This window comes from Borreliella kurtenbachii (genome assembly GCF_030437945.2).
Classification (GTDB): Bacteria; Spirochaetota; Spirochaetia; order Borreliales; family Borreliaceae; genus Borreliella; species Borreliella carolinensis.
Genome location: NZ_CP124058.1, coordinates 698571 through 720656, shown reverse-complemented (window position 1 = coordinate 720656; position 22086 = coordinate 698571). Strand labels below are relative to the sequence as shown.

The window sequence follows — 22086 nt, the reverse complement described above, 5'->3', positions numbered from 1 at the left end:
AAGTTTTAAATCTTCTACTTACTTTTCGATCTTAAAGTAATCAACAGATTCTTTTAAATCTTTTACACTATCTAACATTTTTTCAGACATTGCAGAAAGCTCTTCACTGCTTGAAGCTGTAGTCTGAACTAGCTGACTAACCTGCTCTATTGCATTTTTAAATTGCTCTATTTGAACACTTTGCTTAGAACTTTCATTAGAAATATTTTTCACAAGTCTGGCCGTTTGCTCCATGCCAGGAACTATTTGTTCAAAATTTTCCCCAGCACGACTTGCAACAGTTAAGCTTCTGTTTGCAATATCAATAATCTCTCTTGCTGATTCTTTGCTTTGATCCGCAAGCTTTCTAACCTCAGCAGCTACTACTTCAAACCCTTTGCCCTTCTCTCCCACTCGTGCAGCTTCAATTGAAGCATTTAAAGCAAGCAAATTAGTTTGTCTTGTTATTTCATCAATAATTCCAATTTTTTCAGTAATTACAGTCATTGCCTCAATAGCTTTAACAACAGATTTGTGCCCCTCTTTAGTTCTTTCATTAGTATTAACAGCAATTTTTTCAGTAGTAGCCGCATTTTCAGTATTCTCAGAAACACCTTGTGATATTTGCTCAATATTTGCCGTCATTTGCTCTAAAGTAGAAGCCTGTTCAACAGCACCAGAGCTTAAATTCTGGCTTGCATTTGCTATTTGAATCGCATTTTCATAAAGGTAATCTAGATTTTCAATGACCCCTTTTGCAACTGAAGAAAAATTGGTTCTCAATTGCTCAAGACCTTCGTACAAGCTATAAAGCTCTATGCTATCCCATTTACCAAAATTAACATCAGCAGTAAAATTGCCAGAAGCAAGTCGCTCAGAATATTCCAGTATCTTATTCAAAGAAGAACTTAACTTTTTCACAAGATAAAGAGTTGCAATGGCAAGAATAAACAATGTAAATGCAAAACTAATACCTAAGATTATAGATGTAGCTCGTGACATGTAATAAAAATCATCTTCCGAAATTCTCATTAAAAGGATAAATCTATTATTAGACAATTTTAATAACACCTTTTGACTAATTCCCACATATTTCTTACTGCTATTAGGATCATAATAATAAATAGTTGAAATTTCTTTATTTTTTTGCAACAAATCTTCAGATGTTTTTTTAATAATATTAGAATAAGAAGCACTAATATCAGTCAAAACATCACCTGGCAGTACTGTATGATGAACCAATAATCTACCCTTAGTATCATAAGCTAACGCACGGCCGCTAGAGAGTATTCCAAAATTAATTCCTCTAAAAGACCTATATATATAATCCATTGAATAGAAAAACATAAAATAGCCAAAAATGTCGCCTGTTTCAAAATCTCTTAATGGTATGCCTATTAATATGTAAGGAATCTGACCTTTTTTATTTTTTATCTTAGAAATATCTTTAACCAAAGACTCCTCAATAGACCCAGGATCTGTCAACATAACAAAGGAATTGTAAACAATACCTTGAGACTCTTTAAGTTTTGTAAAATATTCTCTATCTCCAATAGATTTGCCAAAATCACTATTATCCTTAACAGCCGAAGTAAAAACTATTTTGCCTTCTTTGTTTGTAACCATCATATTACTACCGGTTTGAATAAGCATTTCAGATTGATCTGAAATAAAACTCAACCTTTTGGATTTAATTTTACTAGCCTCATTAAATTTTTCAGCAGAATTGAAATACATAGAACTAACCCTAACTTTCTCTTCCATTGAAGAAATATAAAGGTTGAAAGAATTTTTAATATTTCCAATAAGATTCATCATAAGATCAAACTGCTGATCTACCAATTTACTATTAATCAACATTCCAAAAATAAAAAACAGAATTGATATAAAGAATGCTATAAGAACAAGAACAAGTAGCAACATCCTAGCTTTCAGCTTCATACTAACCACCTCTTTCACAAAAAATAAATTCTAAAACTCTGAAAAATCATCATCAAAATTTAAATCCTTATCAGCAATATCGATAGCTTTTTTAGGGTCAACTCGCTTATTAATAGTTCTTACAGAAGGCTCGCTCTCAATATCTAAAGAATTATTATTCCTATTACCATTTAAAGTTAAAACTTCATTACTTTTTAAATTTTGATTTTCATCTTTAAAAGAATTTTCAAGACAATCCATTAACCTAAAATCATATTCATCATCTTCTAGATTCTCAATCGTAGAATCTTTAATTTTGAAAAATAATACAGATTTTCTAAGCTCTTTAGACTTTTCTAACATTTTATCGGACATGCTAGAAAGTTGCTCACTACTTGAAGCTGAAGACTGAACAACTTCTCCAACCTGGTCTAAAGCCATTTTAAATTGAGCAATCTGATCACTCTGCTTAGAGCTACCTTCTGAAATCTTCTTAACAAGATTAGCCGTTTCTTCAATTTCAGGTAACATTTCTTTAAAAATCACTCCTGCTTCGGTTGCTACTTTAGAGTTATCTTCAACCAACTCTCCAATCTCAAGGGCCGAAATTTTACTCAGATCAGCTAACTTTCTAATCTCACTAGCCACAACAGCAAATCCCTTTCCTTCATCCCCGGCTCTTGCAGCTTCAATAGCCGCATTCAAAGCAAGCAAATTGGTCTTTCTGGCTATTTCTTCAATAACACTAACTTTCTCTACAATATCTTGCATAGCAATAACAGATTCTTCTACAGCCCTACCACCTATTTGAGAATTTTCATTTGTCTTTAAAGCAATTTGTTCTGTTTCATAAGAATTATTAGCACTCATATTTACGCCTGAGGCTATTTGCTCAACATTAGCTGACATTTCTTCAAGAGCAGATGCCTGCTGCAACGCGCTAGAACTTAAATTTTGGCTTGAACTGGCAACTTCTAAACTTGCCTTATTTACATAACTAATATTTCTCAAAACACTTGCAATCGCTACAGAAATAGCTTTTTTCATTTTCACAACCTGAAGACTTAACATTCCAAGCTCATCAAAAACACTATCATCATCAAGGGCATAATCTTTATCTAAATTACCCTTAACCATATCTTGAACTAAAACTCTAATTGAATTTAAACGAAAACTAATAATCTTATCTATTCTCATTAAAAGAACAAAGCTTAACACAGCAATACCTAAGACAGAATATAAAAGATACTGAAATTTTAGACTAGATATTACTCCGTAAATATCTTTATAAGGAAGCCGAGCAATAAGTACTCCACTCTTCTCTCCTAACTTACTACTTATAGGCAGCAGCGCATAGTAACACTCTTCTCCCATTTCGGATAAAAATATTCTATCAATAGTGTAAACCGAAACTTCGGTAGGAATATTTGATAAAAGAGGTGGTTTAGAAAAAACATCTTTAAGGGTATTTAAAAATTTAGAACTAACTCTACTAGTTTCATTATATTCTTCAAAAGGATTAACTGCTATATTATTAGGATCCACATAAATAAAATTGCCTCTTTTATAAAAACCGAATCTAAATCTATCAAAACTATCTGCTAAAATATCATTAAGCAGATATCCAGCCAAATACCCACAAACAAGTTTGTCTTCTGGAGAGTATACGGGTACAATTATTGCAAAAGCCTTTTTTTCGCTTTGTCTAGACCTAATAGCAACTTCTGCGGATATTCCTTCAGAAAGATTTGAATACCAGCCTATAAATTTTAATTGGTTTTGCCTATAATCCTCAACAGCTCTTTTAAAATAATTAGTATTAGCCTCAGAATGACCAAAATCCATATTATTCTCATGTCTTGTGCTAACAATTATTCTCCCTTCAAAATCAAAAAAAGCGAATTCTTCAAAAAAGGTATCATTTTTAAGATCGGACATAAAATTGTATAAGTAACGTCGATATTTTTTGCTCACCTTTACAGAATCAATAACAAATTTTGAATTTTTTCTTAAATCTATCAATTCAGACTCAGAAAAATCTTTTCCTCTATTCTCAGAAATTGCAAATTCTGATATGGTTTCGAGTGCCAAATTAGAAGCTGCACCATTGATTATGACATACAAGGTATCTAAAAAAGATTGCGTAGAAAAAGCTGCCCTTCTTACTTGTGCCCTTGTAAGCTGCTTATAATAATCTTCTAAATAACCGCATAAAACAAAATTAAAAATCATGGAAAAAAGTAACAGTATAAAAATTAAAAACAATAATAAAAATCCAACAAACCTATATTTAAGCTTTAATAACATAATAAACTACCTCACAAATCATCTACTTATTTAATCAAACAAACTCAAGACCAAAGGGTATCAAAAAAAAATTTACAGCAAAAAATCAAAAACTCTTAAAAAATTAAAAGAATTTTCACAATATGAAAAACAAATTATAAGCTATTATTAATTGCTAATGCTTTTTATAGGGGATTCCTAAGAACTTAGGCGCATAATTTCTTTTTGAAAAAAAGATAAGACTTAAAATAATAATTAAATATGGAGTAATAACTAATACTCTAGGAGGCATTATTAAAGCCAGAAAGGGCGATTGAGCCAAAACAATTGTCAAAGTTTTCACAAATGAAAATAAAAAACTGCCAATTAAAACTCCCAAAGGCGTCCATTTTCCAAAAATTAACATTACAATAGCAATAAAACCCTGTCCGCCCGTAACCCCTTGCACATAACTTGATGCAACCACTGTTGTAAGAACAGCACCTGAAACCCCTGCTAAAAACCCACTCAAAAGAACACAAAAAAATCTAATCTTATTTACACTAACTCCAACAGACTCTAATACCTCTGGATTTTCGCCACTAGCATTAATTCTAAGCCCAATTTTAGTGTATTTGAAAACAATATGAAATAAAACCACACTTAAGATTGCAATGTATACAGAATATCTTTTACCAAAAATTTGGAAGATAAAAAATGTTTTGTTTAAAATTCCATCAAAAAGTATCGGCAACTTTATTTCTATAGGCGGAGTTGAAATAGAAGAAAAAATTAAAGTACTTATAAAAACAGCAATAGCGGGTCCTAAAAAATTAAGCGCCATTCCAGTTATAATTTGATCTGATTTTAAAAAAATTGTAAAAACAGCATGCAAAACAGCAAGTAAAAGCCCCGATAGCCCCCCAACAAAAATTGAAAACAATGGATCATTTGTAAAATATGCAACTGTAGCTCCTGAAAATGCTCCTATTGTCATTATTCCTTCAAGCCCAATATTAATAATTCCACTTTTCTCACTTATAAGACCCCCAAGACCAGCTAAAATTAAAGTTTGAGAATTTATTAGAGTTTCACTAATCAAGAATATTATTATATTTGACACGCTTAACACCTTTTAAAACAATTTTATTTAAAAAATAGCTAGCAGAAATTACAAGAACAATTATTCCCATCATCAAAGATACAATTGAAGATGGAAGCCCCATTAAACTTTGAACCCTACTGCTTCCATAAAGCAATATAGAAAAAAGAATGCTGGAAAATATTATGCCAATTGGCGAATTGTTTCCCATAAGAGAAGCAGCTATCCCATTAAAACCAATTCCCTCCATATAAGAAAGCTTAAATATGGCTTTATTAACACCCATAATTTGAATAGCCCCAGCAAGACCTGCAACAGCTGCTGAGAGAAACATTGAAAAAATGAGCACAGCTTTTACGTTAATGCCCATGCATCTTGAAGCTTCAATATTACTTCCTGTGGCATTTATTTTAAATCCAATAATAGTTTTATTAAGCAAAAACCATATTAAAATAGCAAAAATTATACCTAAAATTATTCCAAAATGAAGGGGCGCTTTTAAAAGTTCATTAACAAAAGGATGAGAAGACCTATAATCAAGACCTTCTGGAGAGAGCTTCCAAGAACCTAAAAAATCAATATATGCACTTTCTTTAATGGGTTTTGAAAAATCGCTATTATCTCTTTTAATAAAACTAAAATCTAAAATTATATTATTCAAATGAAATAATATCCAATTAAACATTATTCCCGAAATCACTTCGCTAATATTAAATTTGGCTTTTAAATATCCAATTAAAATCCCTAAAATACCTGATGCTATAAAAGTAATAATAAAAATAACAACTATATGTAAAATTGGAGGCAAATCAAGTAAAATTGATGCTATTAAAGCAACAATAGAGCCTAGTATAAACTGACCCTCAACCCCAATATTAAAAAGACCTGCCTTTAAAGAAATGCCAATAGAAAGCCCTGTAAAAATCAAAGGAGCTGCATAACTTAAAACATAACCTAAATGTTTGGGAGAAGAAAATATAATCTCTAATATTATAAAATACATTCTAAAAGGAGAATGACCAAGCCCCATCACCACTAGTCCAACAATTAAAAATCCAACAAATAGCGCAAATACACTAACAAATGCTGAAGAATTTAAAAATTTCAACATAAATTTACTAAATACGTTTTTACTAATTTTCATTTAGCTTAAACCTATCATCATTTTCCCAATAACATCAACATCAAAATTGTCCTCTAAAATACCCACTATCCTTCCACTATGCATTACCGCTATCCTGTCACAAACACTAACAAGCTCATCAAGCTCAAGAGAAACCAATAAAACAGATCTACCGGCATCTCTTTGCTCTATTATTCTTTTGTAAATATTCTCAACAGCTCCAACATCAAGGCCTCTTGTAGGCTGAATAGCTAAAAGAATATCTGGCTCTAAACTAATCTCACGAGCAACAATAACTTTTTGCTGATTGCCTCCAGATAAATACTTTACCTTGCTTAAAATATCTCTTGGCCTAATATCAAAATAACTTACAAGTTGATTGCTCAATTTTTTTAAAATATTAAGATCAAACCCCACAAATTGTCTTTTAACTTTATCAAATTGTCTTTTAATAAAATTAAAAAAATTGAATTTTAAATCAAAATTACTCTTTGAATGAATTTTTTTTAATTTCAAATAATCAGGACGGTCAAAGCTCTTAAGCCCAATATTTTGCATAACATTGAATTCTAAAATAAGGCCGTGTTTTTGCCTATCTGAAGGAATACTTCCAATTTTTTTATCTATTCTTTGTTTAATAGTTAAACCTTTTAAAGATTCTAAACTCCCCAAAGAATTTTTTTTCAAAATATCGCCCTTAAATATGCTTTTCAAGCCCAAAATTGCATCAACTAAATCTTCCTGTCCACTTCCCTCAATACCTGATATCCCAAGAATTTCCCCATTTCTCAGATCAAGATTAACGTCTTTAACTTTTAAAACTCCTCTCTCATCTTTAACACTTAAATTCTTTATTTCAAGAACATTAAAATGATTTTCAAATTTAATTTTAGATGAGCGAAGTGCAACTTCTTTTCCTATCATTAATTTTGTAAGATCTCTGTCATCAATCTCAGCAATATTAACAGTTTTTACAACTTTCCCAAGACGCATAATTGTACATTTCTTTGCAATAGATCTAATTTCTTTTATTTTATGAGTAATAAGTATTACAGTATGACCCTCTTGAGTGAGTACCTTTAAAATATTCATAAAATCATCAACTTCGCTTGGAGCAAGCACTGCTGTGGGTTCATCAAAAATAATAATATCTGCATTTCGATAAAGAACTTTCAATATCTCTATTTTTTGCTCCATTCCAACACTCAAGTCTTCAACCTTTTTTTCTAAATCTATCTTTAAACCGTACTTTTCAGAAAGATAACTTATCTTTTTTCTAGCTTGTTTGTAATCAAGAAAACCAAATTTTGAATTTTCATATCCTAAAATAATGTTCTGAACAGCCGTAAATTGTGGAATTAACATAAAATGTTGGAAAACCATTCCAATCCCATTTCGAATAGCTTCGCTTGAATCTTTAAAGCTTATTTCTTGACCTTTTAAAATAATTCGACCACTATTTACTTGATGAATCCCATAAATAGTTTTCATTAAAGTGGTCTTTCCAGCACCATTTTCCCCAAGAATAGCGTGAACTTCGCCTGCCTTAAATTTAATAGAAACATTATCATTGGCAACAAAATCGCCATAACTTTTTGTAATATTTTCTAGTACTAGTACATCTTCTTTCATCAAGCTTTAACCCTAATAAATATCAAACACAACTGACTTACAATATTCTATTCTAATGAAATATAATAAAACTTAAAGTTTATATTTTCAATAGCATTTTAAATTTTAAAAAACAAAATAAATTATTTATAAAAGTTAATTATTTATAAAAATTAACTACTAGTAAATAAAAAATGCTTAAAATATAAAAACCTTAATAAAGAGAGCAAATTAATGTTAAAATAATATAATAAATAAACCATTATAAAAGAGAGTACTATGAAAATCAAAGCCTGCATTTTTGATATGGATGGAACCCTGGTAAATAGCATTATGGATATTGCATTCTCAATGAATTCTGCCCTTTCAAACTTAGGATACAATCAAATAGAACTAAGCAAATTTAATGCTCTTGTTGGTAGAGGATTTAACATGTTTGTAATAGACACTCTAAAGCTATTATCTCTTGAATATAATAATACTAATCTACAAGACAAGCTTTACAAAGAATTTGTAAAAGAATACAATAAAAATCTTTCATCCCAAACACAACCATACGAAAATATAAAAATCCTTCTAGAAACTATGAATAAACTTAAAATTCCAATTGGAATTTTAAGCAATAAAAATCACGAAGAATTAATAAATTTGGTAAAAAATATTTTTGAAAATATATTTTTTTTTGAAATCAGGGGTTATTCAAAAAAATTTCCACCAAAGCCAGATCCTGAAAATGCTCTTGATATGATATTAGAATTAAATGTCCAAAAAGAAGAAATTGCATATATTGGAGACAGCGATGTAGACATGCTAACTGCACTAAACGCTGGATTTGTGCCAATAGGGGTTTCTTGGGGATTTAGAAGTGTTCAAGAATTAAAAGAAAGTGGAGCAAAACACATAATACATAATCCACTTGAACTATTGGATCTAATAAAATGAATGTAAAGCCATATTTCCCTTATCTATATCATTATCTATTCAATCATGAAAGCATAAAAAGTTTATCTGCTATAGAAAAAGAAATTGAAATGCTTAGCTATTTAAAAGAAAATAAAAAAACCATTGCCACATTCATCAAAAATGATTTTGAATCAGAACTTAAAGACCTGATTCAATACGTCAAAGATAAAACAGATATAATGATTACACCATTTGTTTTATCTGGCATTGAAGCTATTGATTTTAATATTGTAAAGCCTCTTTTTAGCAAAGAATTGACAAAAAACGACTTAAATTTGATATTTAACTTTATCAAAGTCAATTCGTCTTTAAGAAAAGAATTCTTTTATAATTTTAATACTATAAGCAATGGATACATTACTTTTTACATAAACAAACTATTTGAAGGAAAAAACTCTTATACAATATATTTAATACAAAAGGAAAATAAAGCACTTTATTCATCAGACATCATAAAAAATTATATAAAGATATTACTTCTCTTAAAAGTATTGGTAATCAAATACTGCTTTGAGAAAGGAATAGAGCTTACTACTAAAAACATTGAATCCACTTCAAAAGCAATAAGCAATGATACCGATTTTCTAGACGAAAAAACGGCCAAGCTTATAATTGAAAGCTTTTTTAAATATGAAACTTTGCAAACAATGTCTCCAATTTCAACATTAATTGCTATTTTTTCAGCCAGAGCAAGAACTCCAAAATACAAAAACAACCCGGTTAAAGGTTTTATTGGATATGATGAGAGTTGGTTTTCAATAAAACAGTCAGGCTCTAAAGAATATGATTCAAGAATAATTAAAGAATTATTAGAAATAGCTAAGGGAAATAAATGGTAAAAAAATTTTCAATTTTCTTAAAAGCAATAATAATTTTTTCAATATTTGAACTTTTAATCGAAGAACTCTCAATAATTCTTTTTTTACCATACAAAATACGATTTGCACTAATATTTCTTGGCTTTCTATTTGACACAATTTTTATTTTTATTTTTTTATACAAAATAACCAAAGCCTACCTTTCCCAAAGATTAGAAATCTACGTCAGAAACAATCTATTCTTTGATATAATTCACTGCCTTATCCCTTTAGCATTTTACAGTTCATATCAGCTTAAAAACATAATTGTCGCTCATGAAACAATATTAAATCCAATAATGCTATCACTTTTCAAGTTAAGATTTTTAAGACTTCTTAGGTTTAACGACCTAATAATAGAAATATATTACAATTCAAAAGAAAAGAACCTAATACTAATAGCATTTGCTAGGACGTTTTCAATGAGTTTATTAATACCATTTACATTTTTTATAATAATATCAAGCTCAAAAATTGTAAATTCAATACCAGAAAAACAAGAATTTAATATTATTAAAAATATATCAATAATAAATGAAAAAGCTTACATTAAAGAAAAATATCCCTTCATCTTAATAATCAAGGAAAAAGATGACATAATATACTCAAAATCAGACGAAATATTTGTTTACTACAGTCCTAGTGAATACAGAGTAATAGAAATAGAGAAAACAAAATTTTATATAGATAAATATTTGCAAAGAAAAAGCGATTCTATTCTTGGGATTTTTCTATTTACATTGTTTGCATCATTTACTATTTTTTTAATGAATTTTTATAAATTTTTTAAAGCAAGCTTTTTAAATCCTATTATTTTAATGACAAAAATTTTACAAGACCCATTAGAATATCGAAAAATTCAAATTCCTTTTACTTTAAGCGAAGAAAAAGTATATGAACTTGCAAAATTATTTAACAATCTTTTGCTAAAAGAAAAACTAAACTCAAAGCGAAAAAGCAAAATACCTTTAGAAATTGAAAAAGTAAAAAAAATAATTAATAAAAACCAGGAAATAAAATGAAAATTCAAATAATCACAGCGCTATTTACATTATTGAATTTTCCAATTAATGCTAGGCTTTTGGACATCTCAATTGAAAAAAGAGCAAACGAAGAAATAAAAAAATATTCATCTTACAATTTAATTTTAGAAAAAGAATACTATACCAATCTTCCAATAAGTGAAATAGAAAAAAATATTTATAAACTAACAGAACATTTTGTACAAAGCATAATGCTCAATAAAACTAACTACAGTTTATTAAATTCAAACTACAAAGAAGCAAATAAATATCTAATTCAAAGCGAACTTATTGATAAAAAATTTTTAAAATATAAAATATTTAAAATTAAAAATATACATGGAATTTTTAAAAGCTATTCATTATTATACACAAAAAAAGGATTTTACAAATTAGAGCTTTACATAGAAAATAATACAGAACCTTTAAAAATATTCAACCTTAACATTACTTATTTTTTAAAGGATTCAAATAAAATAAGTAATGAAATGATTTTTTTCCCAAAGGAATGAAAATAATAAAATTAAAGATTGAACTTTTTTTATAAATAATTTATTTAACAAATACAGACATCACTCTTTGAAGAACCTTTGCCCTATCTAATGGTTTAACAATAAATGTTTTTGCTCCTTTTATTAAGCAATCCTTAACTAATTGTTCTTTGCCTAAAGCAGATATCATTATCACTCTAGCATTTTTATCAAATTCCATAATATTAGAAAGACAAGTTATTCCATCCATTTTGGGCATGGTAATATCAAGAGTGACAATATCAATATTGGGATAATGATTCTTGTATTTTATCACAGCCTCCTCTCCATCAGCTGCCGTATCAATAATGTTAAAACCCTCTGATGTAAAAATTTGAGTAAGTTGCTTTACGGTAAACACAGAGTCATCAACAATTAAAACATTAAAAGGAATACCTGTATCATAATTAATTCCTCTAGGTTTAGATGAAGAATCTGCAGCAATTGTAGTCTTTTGGATCATATTAACCTCTCTTTTCTAATAAAAAGAATTTTTCTCATATCAAACCCTCTCTCTTATTGCAATATTAACTTCTATAATTTTACCATCAGGCAAAGAAAAAGGAACAATTAAGGCCTCAGAACCTTTATTACTTATTTTCATATTTTCTCCATAAATAAAAGCTGGGGGAGTTATATCAAATACAAAACCTTTGGCATGCAAAGTAGTAACAAAATTTCCAGCAATAATGTTGCCAACCTCAGTTAGAGTTGCAGCAACCATCTCTTTTGTTTCCTCATCATCAAAATCATCATACTCTTCAAAATTTAACTTAGAAGCAACAAAAAGAGCTGTGTCTATATCCATATCAATAATTATACTACCCTCAACAGACCCAGCAAGTCCTACTATTACAGAAACACCTTTTATCTTTTGATTTATCGACTTAAGCCCGGGTTTGCCCATTTCTATATTCTCAACAAGCAACATATCTCTTAAAACCGAAGAAGCAGCATCCAAAAATGGCTCTATATAATCTATTCTCATTAATTTCTCCTTTAGACTTTCCTGTACAAGTTAAAATATTTTGTAGATTTCTCTTTTATAAAAACATCATTATTTTTAAGCTCTTCGTTATCTCCCAAAACCAAAAGAGCCCCTTTAATAGCTTTAGAAGCAATGATATTTAAAATCAAAATCTGATTTTCACTATCCAAGAAACATAAAACATCTTTTAAAAAAACCATTCCCAAATTATCAGGCAAATCTGAAAAAAGAGCATCGGAATATTCAAACAAAACATTACTTAGAATTTCTGACTTAAATTTATAAACTCCAGGGCTTTGTTCAAAAGAGTTTCTACGATAAATTTCACTAATACCAATTTCTGACTCTGAAAACATCAACCTAGAAGTTTCAACAACTTTTGATAAATCATTATCAATGGCTGTCAACTTAAACGGTTTTACATAATATTCAAACAGGGCATTAGCTAAAGCCATAGTCTCTTTTCCACTGCCACAACCTATTTCCAATACATTGAAAATAGAATTTAAGCTGTCCATAAAATTTAAGTGACTCTCAACAATCTCATTTTTAAATTCTTCCAAAAAATCAGCTCTCCATAAATTTCCTGATGATTTTGAATAAAATTCATTTAAAAAACTATCGTAAGGCAAGTAATCAGCATCAACCATATTAAATTTTACTCCAACTTTTTCCAAAAACACATCACTTACCAATGAAGAATTAAACGAGTATTTCAAAAGATTTTTTTTAATACTTTCCAAATTTAAAATTGCAAGATTGTTTAGAGTTGAATTTTCATTGTTATTATCATTTTTTGAAGAAACATTACTAGAAACTTCACTCTTATTGTTCTCTAGTATATCTAAATTGTCACAATCGCTTACAGAGTCGCTTTTTTCAACAAGATTTTGATCAGATTTTAATAACTTTTCTTCCTCACCATAATTAAAAATTTTAAAAACATTAAGAAGTATATAAAGCTTTTCGTTATAATCTACAACACCTTTTATATAATTTATTAAAGAATCCTGAGATAAAACTGGGTGTGGATCTTGAATAAGACTAGAATCTATTGAAAAAACATTATTAATTTTATCAACAATTACCCCTATAAGAAGGTCTTCGTTTTTTAAAACCATAATATCTTCAATATCTTTTTTATTAAATTCTAAATTAAACATTATTCTAAGATCTATAATAGGAATTATTTCACCCCTTAAATTATCAAGCCCAGCTACATACTTTTTGGCATTTGGAACATAAGTAAAATTACTAGATTTTCTAATTTCTTTAACCTGCATAATGTCTACTAAATAATGATCCGATCCAAGCTCAAAAGAAACAACTTTAAAATCAAAATTGGTTAATTTAGAATTGCAATTTTTATCATCTGAAATTTTGGGTCCAAAATAAATTTCTTTTATCTGCACAAGAGATTCACTCCTTAGTATCTTTTTGTAAATCAAAAAGCTTAAAAACATCAATTATTAATACAACCTTACCATTACCAAGAGTAGTAGCCCCAACTATACCCGCGCTTGATGAAAATTTATCTTTAATAGGCTTTACTACAAAATCTTCCTCACCAAGAATAGAGTCTACAACAATTGCTGTTTTCATGTTGCTAGTATTAACAACTATTAAAAATTTCTCTATTAATGAATCATCTCTTGTTATGTTAAAAAGTTTATCAAGTCTGAGTACAGAAACGACTTCATCTCTTAAATTATAAACTTCATGATAATTTTCAAGCAATTTTATATCATGCTCGGTTATTCTATGAGTTTCAAGAACATTATTCAAAGGAATAACATAAGTCTCAGACCCCGACTTTATTAAAAGACCTTGTATAATCACTAACGTCAATGGTAGTTTAATTTTAAAAATTGTTCCAAGGCCAATTTCTGATTCCACTAAAATAGTTCCATTAAGCTTTTCAATGCTTTTTTTCACAACATCAAGACCAACTCCTCTGCCTGAAAGGTCTGTTACTTGAGCTGCTGTTGAAAACCCAGGAGCAAAAATTAAATTAATAAGTTCAAAATCAGAGTAAATTAAATCTTCTTTTATTATTCCCTTTTCAATTAATTTTCGCCTAATAACCTTTGGATCTATACCAATCCCATCATCTTCAATCTCAATTGATATTACATTGCCCTCATTCTTAGCACGCAAAATTATAGTACCTTCTTTGCTCTTTCCCCTTTTAACTCTCTCTTCAACTGTTTCAAGACCATGATCCATTGAATTTCTAACACAATGCATCAAAGGATCTACAAGGTCATCTATAACAGACTTATCAAGCTCGGTTTCTTCTCCTTCCATTTTAAGATTTACAATCTTATTTAATTTCTTTGAAAGATCTCTGACAACTCTTGTAAACCTTGAAAAGATATTAGATATTGGCAACATTCTAGTTTTTAAAACACTCTCATGCAAATCTGTAATTATTCTTGACAGTCGCCCAGAAGTCATCTTAAAATTTTGAAGAAGCCTAAAAAAAGAATTTCTCAATTCAGATATATCATTAAGGGTCTTTTCCATTTTAAGATTCATCAAAGAATTAATATGTGATTCAACCTCATCTTCTAATGTTAAGCCTGCATCTTTGAAAACTATCTTTAAGTCAATTAAAAAGTTTCTCTGAAAACTTTCTTGATAATCATAAAAATAATTAAAATTATAAAATAATGTAATCATTTCTGAATTTATTTGATTATAAGATGATTTACTTATTACAGCTTCACTAACAAGATTTAATATGTAATCTATTTTTTTACTATCTATTCTAATTAAATTAACACTAATTGGACTATTTTTCTTAATACTTCTATTTTCCTTAAGAGATGCTTCATCCTTTTCTTTTAGGCTCACATTCTTTAAAGATTCTAAATTAACATTTTTGATTTCAAAATGACTAACAACATCTGGTAAATTAATTTTTTTAGCAATGCTGTCTGCACTGGTATTTGATATTAAGTAATATATTACAAAATCAAAAAACTTATCTGCCAATAATTCGCTAGAATCTGGGAGAGACTTGAAAACTTTTCCAAGACTTTTTAATGCTTGAAGCATTTGAAGACCACTAATAGTAGACATAGGATTGTCTTTCACAAAATCCAATCTAACTCTAAATAATTTTTGATTTTCAACCTCAAGCAATAAATCAGAAATTTCATCCTCTGTAAAATCAAAACCATCATTTAAAACAAGATTGGAATCTGAATCAATATCTTTAATATCTTTATCTGCAAGTTTTTTTAATTCTTCTTTTACATTAAATTCATCAACCAAATAGCTTTCAATTAAATTTGAAGAATCTAAACTTTTTTTCACGCCCTTTATATCTGAATATATCAGATAATAATCTACTCTTGTTAAAAATTTATTCTCTATGATTTGCTCATATTTAGGAATTGTATGAAGTACAGATCCTAAATTTTTTAAAATATTAAATATTTTCAGTCCGCCATTTTCCACATCGGAATCTTTATTTGCATTAAAAACAACACTGATCCTTAAAACCTTTTGTCCAATTCCTAGCCCTTCTCTTATCTCCTCAAGATCTGATTCTGAAAGACAAAAATTATTTTTGGTTGGATTTTCGTCAAATCTCTTAATACGAGTCTGATCATCAATTACTAAAAATTGCTTTAATTTACTTTTAAGATCACTTATATCATTCAAATAAACCTTGCCGTCAAGACGAAGCGCAAGCATTTCCTTAATAACATCCAATGAGCTTAAAAGCAGATCAACAAGATCATTGTTTATATTTGCCCTACTATCTCTAATGGCATCAAAAACATCTTCAACAATATGGGTAAAATCAGATAGCTCCATCATATCAAGAGAAGCAGAGCTTCCTTTTAAAGTATGAGCTGCTCTAAATATTTCATCAATAGTATCAGAATTATTAGGATCATCCTCTAGTGACATAATATTCTCTTCAAGGATATCTACAAGATTTTGAGCCTCTTCAAAAAAAACTCCTAAAAGCTCTTCATTTTCCAAATCTAATATTTCCATACTACTTCCTATTATCTCATATATGTAAAGCCAACCTTTTAGGCAGCTTTACATATTAATTTAAACCTAATTTTTTGAAGATGATTCTTCAGGTTTCTCACTCTCAACCTTTTCTATAAAGTTTTGGAAAGAGCCTTCAGGCATAGAAATTTTTTCTCTAAGCTTTAAAACTCTTTTAAAAGTTTCGTGTGCTTTTAATTTACGAAGAGATTCGGTTCCACTAGTCTCATAAACTTTAAATACAGACTCACTATCAATATCAGAATCTATTGAGACACTCAACTTATCATAAAGAACTCTTAAATCTTTAACATAAAAGATGAAATTTTGCTCTTTTGAACTATGCGATTTTGAAACTCTAAAAGCCTTAAATCTCATTTTACTTGAAGCAAGAGGATAATTTGGAACATCGTCTTTAATTATTCTAGATGATATATTAGGAATATAGTTGGGATTTGACCAAATTAAATCAGCCCATCCTTTAAACTTTAAAGTACCCATAGAATAAGCATATTCCATACCATTCATATCTTCAAATAAAACTTCAAGATCTATCTCATATCCTAAGCTATAAACTGACACCTTAATCTCTTTCATGGTTTTAATGTTATCAATAAGGCCTTTACCTAAAAATTGATTTCCACTTTCTCCTGAATAAAAAGGAATTTTAAATGGCGGCATAATCATAGCAGATGATTGAGAATAGCTTGGGAATAAAACTCTTACTCCTAAAATAGTATCGCCTGCGTACCTTTTTGACTCACTCTTAACAACAGCGGGCGCAACAACTGAATTTTTAACGTAGGCCTGCAACCTTGCAGAAGGAGTAAGCAAAACGCTCCAATTATTTATCCCAAGATCTACAACCATATCTTCCGGCTTAACAATACCAGAAGCTCCTGAATATACATAATCAACATAATTTGTAAGATCAAGTTTAGTTGAACTTGGATCTCTTGCAAGCTCAGCAAAATCTAAAACTAATTCTCCAGGTTCTGACCTTTTAGAACCCTCTGCTAATCCATCAGTCTCTTGAGCAAAAAGAACGGTGGATAATAAAAAAAATAAAATACTTTTAACTTTCCTTTTCATTTAAACCAACTCCTTATATATAAATCTTTTATAAAATTTTCGTTTTTTAATTGTTGTTATTAGTAAAATTAAATTTATCAACTTTGCTCCTTCAAGATACACCCTTCAATAAGAATAGCAAGCTTTTTTATTTTGCCAGGATAGTTAAAGCGCATTGTTTTTATTAAAGACATTGCAAACAGATTGACCTTAACATCAAAAGATTCATTATAATCACCATTATTAAAAGAATCATAAAATTCTCTTGAAAGATTTATATAATAAACTCCATTTTCTAAAAAAGAATATAAAAATCTTGCATCACTTAATAAAAATCCAAAAGAAAACCCTTCATTGCTTCCTAAAAGGAAATCTTTTACTAAAAGATCTAAATTATCTTTTATTTTTTTTTTATCTTTTAAATATCTTAAATTAGCAACAAATCCCTTACTAGAATGAAAATAAAAAACCTTTTTTGAAAAAAGATTGTCATAATTTAAAAAAACCATACAAATAGAAAACAAAAAGCTTGCTGCCAAAAACCCCAAAAGCACTTTAACAATATACTTTTTTTTCGAATTTAAAAATTCATAAATCACTGCATTATACTTAAAAAATACATCCGAAATATTATTTTTCATAAAAATTTATAAATTCCATTAAAGCTTTAAGTATTAGAATATTAAATTTGCTCATGTAATTATAATCCAAAATTAATTTAGCGTCTAAAATGTTGGACAAAAACCCCATTTCAATCAAAACAGCAGGCATACTACTGTTTTTTATTACGAACCATTGCTCTTCTCTGATTGGCCTAATATTAGTTTCGCTTAATTCATTTTTAAAAACTTTATACAAAATTTCAGCCAATCTTTTTGATTCATATTTATATTTAATATCTAGTATATCATTAAGCTCGCTTAAGTATCTATTACCTTTAATATCATATCCTTTAAAATCTTTAATAACTTCTCTTTTTGAATCCTTAGGAAGATACCAAAACTCAACTCCCCGGGCTTCACTATTTGGAGCATCATTAGCATGTATGGATAAAAATATAACATTATTTGGAAAATTTGGCTTTATTGCATTTGCAAATTCTGACCGTTCTTTTAAAGTTAAATAAACGTCATTTACACGAGTTAATAAAATATTTTTATTTACAAAATAATTACTTAAAATTTTAGACAAATATATAGAATAGGTTAATGCAAAATCTTTTTCCTTAAGCACAACATCATAGCCATTTATCTTTAAAGTTACAATAGCCCCAGTATCATGTCCACCATGTCCAGGATCAATGATTATCGAAGTAATTCTAGGTTTATTATAACCTTTAAGAGAACTGAAATAATTTTCAATTTGTTTTAACACCTTTTGACTTATTAAAATTTCTCCACGAATGTCAATAATTGGGTCTACAAACATATAATAACCAGAAGATGTAAGCGCATATTCAAAGCCTACCCTAAACTTTAAATATCCTTTGTCATTTTCAATTGTAAAAACATCATTTTCAATGTTAAAATCGAACTTGAAAACATTAGTATCAAAAAAATCAAGAACATTTAAGTAATCGGGGGTCTTAGAATACAAGCTTAAATATGAAAACAAAATCAAATCAATCAATAATATCATTTTCCCAAAGCTCAATGGCACTCTTTAAGTCTCCTTTGAATCTTAAGCTATTTTTAGCAATCTCACCTTTTATCTCTTTAAACTCTTTTTGGAAGAGAAAGGGATTAATTTTGTATTTTAAACAAATTTTACAAAACCTTAAAAAAGAAAAAACAACGCCATTTCCAACAAAAATTGGGACATAATTCTTAAGTAAAAAAATCAAAAAACTTTTGCTTTTGGTTAAATTTTCTGGTGAATTTAATGCAGTATACTGGATTCTCAGCTTTCTATAAATATAAACATGTTCACCAAAATAAACAGCTCTTAGTCCAAAATCTATTCTTTGAAAATATTCATTTTGAATCCTTCCGTCAAAACCCCCAAGCTGTAAAAATTTCTCTTTAGAATAAAGTCCGCAATAATCCATAGTAATCAAGGTTTTTTCATAATCTTTCTCAGAATTTACTAAAATTACCTTAAACTTTTGCTTTTTATCTATACTTGGAAGAAAAATTGAAGGGATCATTTCCTCTTCTTTGTCAAAAAACTCCCCCCCAACAAGAAGAACATTTTTTTTAACTATTTCATCGAATATATTTGGAATCCAAAAAGGGTTTAACAAGTACATATCACTTTGCAAAACAAAAACAAAATCACAGCTGGATTCTTTCATTGCTAAATTAACCTTTTCCCCCGAATTTAAATCATCAGAAAGTAAAATAAATTTTAACTTCCCGTAGCTTTCTGAGATGAACTGCAAAGAACTTCTATTGCTCTGTTTTTCAATTGAAATTATTTCTCTTATAAAATCAAAATTTGATAAAAATTCAAACAAATCTTCTCTAAAAATTTTTGTTCCCCTGCTTAATATTACAAAAGAAATTCCAAAAGAAGATTTTTGTGAATAATTATTTTTAGATTGAATAACAGTATATGAATAGCCGCTACCTGGAAGACGCATAAATTACTTTTAAAATCCTTACAATTAAATTATAATAATCATATGTCAAATAATACAATGTTAATTGCAAGAATAATGAATATTAATACATTATTCTACAGCATGATTATTATCATTTTTGCACTCATTTCTTGCAACCATAAGAATATACATTACGACAAGAGAATTAAAAAATTTTTAGATAAAAACAAAATTGAATATAAAATAGATTCAGAAAATGACTTTATAGCATTTAAAGATATAAACAATAACGAAAGAGAAGAAGTAATAATCAGATCAAGGCTAAACTCATATAAAAATTCAAAGATAAGAGAAATATTTGGAATTGTCAAAGTATTTGACATAAACACACAAAAAATAAAAGAAATATCTGACTCCCTTATGAGCGATAGCTATAATAACAGAGTATTTGGATCATGGGAGATCATTCATAATGCAGAAAAAGGAATCAACTCTTTGGTATATATTGTAAAAGCAGAAGAATTTACAAGTGATACATTTTTGCTTGATGCAATTGACGAGATTGCATCAACAATAACTATTTTTAAAAAAATAATAACAACAAACAACGAAAACATTGACAATAATGAAGCAAATAACAATGCAAATGAATCAAATAAACAATCTACCTTAAAGCAAGAAGAAATAAATTCAACAAAAGAATCTGACAAAAATGAACTTAAAGAAGATCAAATCGAAGAAGAACTTCAAGAAATCAAAGCCCAATAATCTCAAAATCATTCTACTAATAAAGAATTAATATCAAAGCAAAAATGCACCTTATCACCTATTTTTATTTTAAATTTAGAAAATGAGCCTCTTGGAAGCTCAAGAGCATACTTTGCCTTATAAAGAGAATTAACATTCGCCCTAGAGTACGGCTCTAAATCATAAATCTCTTTAATAATTCCATTTGAATCAATATAGGCTATTTCAAGCAGCAAAGGTGTATTTTCCATCCAAAAAGATAAAATTTGCTCTTTTTTAAAAACAAAAAGCATTCCATTACCATATTCAACTTTTTGAGTACCCATATAGCCTTTTGCCCTATCAAACTCATTAGATGCTATTTTTACAAAAAACTTAACCCCATTTATCACAACTTCTTTATCATAAAAATGATCAGTAAAAGATAAAAAAGACAGCAATAAAACTAAAAATAAAAACCGTTTTAAAATTGTTTTCAATTATAAGCCTTATTAAAAATCAATTATTATAATTTAAAATATAAGATTTTAAAGTCATTCTTAAAATATTTTTATTTAAAACAATAATACAATCACCAAGATCCCATAAATAATTCAAAGGCGTTACCAGTGTAGCCTCGCCAAACTTTTTCTTTACCTCAATAAAAATTGAATACTGAGATATTAATTTTTTATCAAAAACAAAAGTGTACGAAAACATTTTATTTTTGTCAAAATTAAAAACAGCATATTTTAAATGGGTTTTAGCAATAAATTGTAAAGTCTGCTTCTTAGCGTAAGGAAATTCAACTTCTTCAATATCATAATAAAAAATAGTACTTTTAAGAATATTCTCTTTAACAGACTCCATGCTAGAACCCATAACAAAAGATGTAAAAATAGAAAATAAATAAAAAACTGTAATACCCATACAAAGCCTTTAGCCATAAACAATATAAAGAAAAAGTATAACAAATGAAAAACTTGAAAATAAATAAAGCAAAATATCCGCATTAATCCCAAAATGGAAAAGCCTTACTAAGGCTTTAGAAGCTGCTCTATTGCTTACCATTCTTGCTCTTTCTTTTCTTTTAAAGGGTTTTTCTTTAAGCTCTTGAAAAGGACTGTAGTGACAATTAGGGCAACCTTCTCCAAAAGCAGAAACTGGACCTACGTGCCTACAATTTGGACATTCGATATCACCAAGCTTAGCAGCACAGTTAGGACAAACAGAACGATTAAGTCCAACTTTTTCACCACATTGCTCGCAAAAAACTTCAAAATTTACCTTTGCCAAACGAAAATTCCTCAAATTTTACTTAAAAATAAGTATTTAAAATACTATATTAATTAATTATAATAAAAATTATATAA

The 22086-nt window shown here is 28.6% G+C and carries 21 protein-coding genes; 5 read left to right on the top strand and 16 right to left on the bottom strand.

Features of this window, described 5'->3' with window-relative positions; translation table 11 throughout:
- Positions 1 to 18: 18 nt before the first annotated feature.
- The 5 genes from QIA22_RS03995 to QIA22_RS03975 all read right to left on the bottom strand — a co-directional run bounded on the left by QIA22_RS03995 (position 19) and on the right by QIA22_RS03975 (position 8021).
- The gene (locus QIA22_RS03995) at positions 19 to 1920 is read right to left on the bottom strand and encodes a methyl-accepting chemotaxis protein (RefSeq protein WP_301611933.1); all 1902 of its coding nucleotides are present in this window, start codon (positions 1918 to 1920) and stop codon (positions 19 to 21) included.
- A 30-nt stretch (positions 1921 to 1950) separates the two neighbouring features.
- A complete protein-coding gene (locus tag QIA22_RS03990; RefSeq protein ID WP_301611932.1) occupies positions 1951 to 4206 on the bottom strand; it encodes a methyl-accepting chemotaxis protein in 2256 nt (751 codons plus the stop codon).
- Positions 4207 to 4360: 154 nt separating this feature from the next.
- Positions 4361 to 5287, bottom strand: coding sequence for an ABC transporter permease (locus tag QIA22_RS03985; protein ID WP_301611931.1), 927 nt, complete (start codon positions 5285 to 5287; stop codon positions 4361 to 4363).
- Positions 5259 to 6410, bottom strand: a complete 1152-nt coding sequence (locus QIA22_RS03980; RefSeq protein WP_301611929.1) for an ABC transporter permease — start codon at positions 6408 to 6410, stop codon at positions 5259 to 5261. The genes QIA22_RS03985 and QIA22_RS03980 overlap by 29 nt, the downstream gene beginning before the upstream one ends.
- Entirely contained in the window at positions 6411 to 8021 is a 1611-nt protein-coding gene (locus QIA22_RS03975; protein ID WP_301611927.1) for an ABC transporter ATP-binding protein, read from the bottom strand.
- 258 nt (positions 8022 to 8279) lie between these two features.
- On the opposite strand from QIA22_RS03975, the gene QIA22_RS03970 reads away from it, so the two are divergent.
- Genes QIA22_RS03970 through QIA22_RS03955 form a run of 4 tightly spaced genes read left to right on the top strand, consistent with a single transcriptional unit; the run spans position 8280 to position 11354 of the window.
- Positions 8280 to 8942: an HAD family hydrolase gene (locus tag QIA22_RS03970; RefSeq protein WP_301611926.1), complete on the top strand. Its 663-nt coding sequence runs from the start codon at positions 8280 to 8282 to the stop codon at positions 8940 to 8942.
- Positions 8939 to 9802, top strand: a complete 864-nt coding sequence (locus QIA22_RS03965) for a hypothetical protein (RefSeq protein ID WP_301611925.1) — start codon at positions 8939 to 8941, stop codon at positions 9800 to 9802. The genes QIA22_RS03970 and QIA22_RS03965 overlap by 4 nt, the downstream gene beginning before the upstream one ends.
- Entirely contained in the window at positions 9796 to 10842 is a 1047-nt protein-coding gene (locus QIA22_RS03960; RefSeq protein WP_301611923.1) for a hypothetical protein, read from the top strand. Before QIA22_RS03965 ends, QIA22_RS03960 begins: the two co-directional genes overlap by 7 nt.
- A complete protein-coding gene (locus tag QIA22_RS03955) occupies positions 10839 to 11354 on the top strand; it encodes a hypothetical protein (RefSeq protein ID WP_301611922.1) in 516 nt (171 codons plus the stop codon). Before QIA22_RS03960 ends, QIA22_RS03955 begins: the two co-directional genes overlap by 4 nt.
- A 40-nt stretch (positions 11355 to 11394) precedes the next feature.
- Here the strand turns inward: QIA22_RS03955 and QIA22_RS03950 are convergent, their stop codons facing one another.
- The 8 genes from QIA22_RS03950 to QIA22_RS03915 form a co-directional block, all read right to left on the bottom strand.
- Complete coding sequence (locus QIA22_RS03950; protein ID WP_002557259.1) at positions 11395 to 11835, bottom strand: response regulator; 441 nt, start codon at positions 11833 to 11835, stop codon at positions 11395 to 11397.
- 39 nt (positions 11836 to 11874) lie between these two features.
- Positions 11875 to 12360: a chemotaxis protein CheX gene (locus QIA22_RS03945; RefSeq protein WP_014023886.1), complete on the bottom strand. Its 486-nt coding sequence runs from the start codon at positions 12358 to 12360 to the stop codon at positions 11875 to 11877.
- Positions 12361 to 12371: 11 nt separating this feature from the next.
- Complete coding sequence (locus tag QIA22_RS03940; protein ID WP_301611912.1) at positions 12372 to 13772, bottom strand: CheR family methyltransferase; 1401 nt, start codon at positions 13770 to 13772, stop codon at positions 12372 to 12374.
- A 7-nt stretch (positions 13773 to 13779) separates the two neighbouring features.
- Complete coding sequence (locus QIA22_RS03935) at positions 13780 to 16374, bottom strand: chemotaxis protein CheA (protein ID WP_301611910.1); 2595 nt, start codon at positions 16372 to 16374, stop codon at positions 13780 to 13782.
- A 66-nt stretch (positions 16375 to 16440) separates the two neighbouring features.
- Complete coding sequence (gene flaA / locus QIA22_RS03930) at positions 16441 to 17466, bottom strand: flagellar filament outer layer protein FlaA (protein ID WP_301611908.1); 1026 nt, start codon at positions 17464 to 17466, stop codon at positions 16441 to 16443.
- Between the two features lie 77 nt (positions 17467 to 17543).
- Positions 17544 to 18086, bottom strand: a complete 543-nt coding sequence (locus tag QIA22_RS03925) for a flagellar filament outsheath protein (protein WP_301611907.1) — start codon at positions 18084 to 18086, stop codon at positions 17544 to 17546.
- Positions 18076 to 19074 carry an N-acetylmuramoyl-L-alanine amidase gene (locus tag QIA22_RS03920; RefSeq protein WP_301612210.1) on the bottom strand — a complete coding sequence of 333 codons (999 nt, stop codon included), beginning with the start codon at positions 19072 to 19074 and terminating at the stop codon, positions 18076 to 18078. The genes QIA22_RS03925 and QIA22_RS03920 overlap by 11 nt, the downstream gene beginning before the upstream one ends.
- Positions 19067 to 20026 (bottom strand): glycosyltransferase family protein, encoded by a 960-nt coding sequence (locus tag QIA22_RS03915; RefSeq protein WP_301341789.1) that lies wholly within the window; start codon positions 20024 to 20026, stop codon positions 19067 to 19069. The genes QIA22_RS03920 and QIA22_RS03915 overlap by 8 nt, the downstream gene beginning before the upstream one ends.
- A 57-nt stretch (positions 20027 to 20083) precedes the next feature.
- Between QIA22_RS03915 and QIA22_RS03910 the strand changes: the two genes are divergently transcribed.
- A complete protein-coding gene (locus QIA22_RS03910; RefSeq protein WP_301612208.1) occupies positions 20084 to 20755 on the top strand; it encodes a hypothetical protein in 672 nt (223 codons plus the stop codon).
- An 8-nt stretch (positions 20756 to 20763) separates the two neighbouring features.
- Here QIA22_RS03910 and QIA22_RS03905 read toward each other — a convergent pair whose 3' ends face one another.
- The 3 genes from QIA22_RS03905 to QIA22_RS03895 are packed head-to-tail and all read right to left on the bottom strand — an operon-like array spanning position 20764 to position 22009.
- The gene (locus QIA22_RS03905) at positions 20764 to 21213 is read right to left on the bottom strand and encodes a DUF192 domain-containing protein (RefSeq protein WP_301611905.1); all 450 of its coding nucleotides are present in this window, start codon (positions 21211 to 21213) and stop codon (positions 20764 to 20766) included.
- A gap of 19 nt (positions 21214 to 21232) precedes the next feature.
- Entirely contained in the window at positions 21233 to 21643 is a 411-nt protein-coding gene (locus tag QIA22_RS03900) for a hypothetical protein (protein WP_301611903.1), read from the bottom strand.
- 9 nt (positions 21644 to 21652) lie between these two features.
- Positions 21653 to 22009, bottom strand: a complete 357-nt coding sequence (locus QIA22_RS03895) for a hypothetical protein (protein ID WP_301611902.1) — start codon at positions 22007 to 22009, stop codon at positions 21653 to 21655.
- Positions 22010 to 22086 lie beyond the last annotated feature (77 nt).

Coding starts and splice junctions, on each gene's coding strand:
- QIA22_RS03990 (WP_301611932.1), bottom strand. CDS start 4,206: ATGTTATTAAAGCTTAAATATAGGTTTGTTGGATTTTTATTATTGTTT.
- QIA22_RS03995 (WP_301611933.1), bottom strand. CDS start 1,920: ATGAAGCTGAAAGCTAGGATGTTGCTACTTGTTCTTGTTCTTATAGCA.
- QIA22_RS03955 (WP_301611922.1), top strand. CDS start 10,839: ATGAAAATTCAAATAATCACAGCGCTATTTACATTATTGAATTTTCCA.
- QIA22_RS03980 (WP_301611929.1), bottom strand. CDS start 6,410: ATGAAAATTAGTAAAAACGTATTTAGTAAATTTATGTTGAAATTTTTA.
- QIA22_RS03945 (WP_014023886.1), bottom strand. CDS start 12,360: ATGAGAATAGATTATATAGAGCCATTTTTGGATGCTGCTTCTTCGGTT.
- QIA22_RS03960 (WP_301611923.1), top strand. CDS start 9,796: ATGGTAAAAAAATTTTCAATTTTCTTAAAAGCAATAATAATTTTTTCA.
- QIA22_RS03910 (WP_301612208.1), top strand. CDS start 20,084: ATGTTAATTGCAAGAATAATGAATATTAATACATTATTCTACAGCATG.
- QIA22_RS03950 (WP_002557259.1), bottom strand. CDS start 11,835: ATGATCCAAAAGACTACAATTGCTGCAGATTCTTCATCTAAACCTAGA.
- QIA22_RS03925 (WP_301611907.1), bottom strand. CDS start 18,086: ATGAAAAATAATATTTCGGATGTATTTTTTAAGTATAATGCAGTGATT.
- QIA22_RS03900 (WP_301611903.1), bottom strand. CDS start 21,643: ATGGGTATTACAGTTTTTTATTTATTTTCTATTTTTACATCTTTTGTT.
- QIA22_RS03915 (WP_301341789.1), bottom strand. CDS start 20,026: ATGCGTCTTCCAGGTAGCGGCTATTCATATACTGTTATTCAATCTAAA.
- QIA22_RS03970 (WP_301611926.1), top strand. CDS start 8,280: ATGAAAATCAAAGCCTGCATTTTTGATATGGATGGAACCCTGGTAAAT.
- QIA22_RS03965 (WP_301611925.1), top strand. CDS start 8,939: ATGAATGTAAAGCCATATTTCCCTTATCTATATCATTATCTATTCAAT.
- QIA22_RS03975 (WP_301611927.1), bottom strand. CDS start 8,021: ATGAAAGAAGATGTACTAGTACTAGAAAATATTACAAAAAGTTATGGC.
- flaA (WP_301611908.1), bottom strand. CDS start 17,466: ATGAAAAGGAAAGTTAAAAGTATTTTATTTTTTTTATTATCCACCGTT.
- QIA22_RS03935 (WP_301611910.1), bottom strand. CDS start 16,374: ATGGAAATATTAGATTTGGAAAATGAAGAGCTTTTAGGAGTTTTTTTT.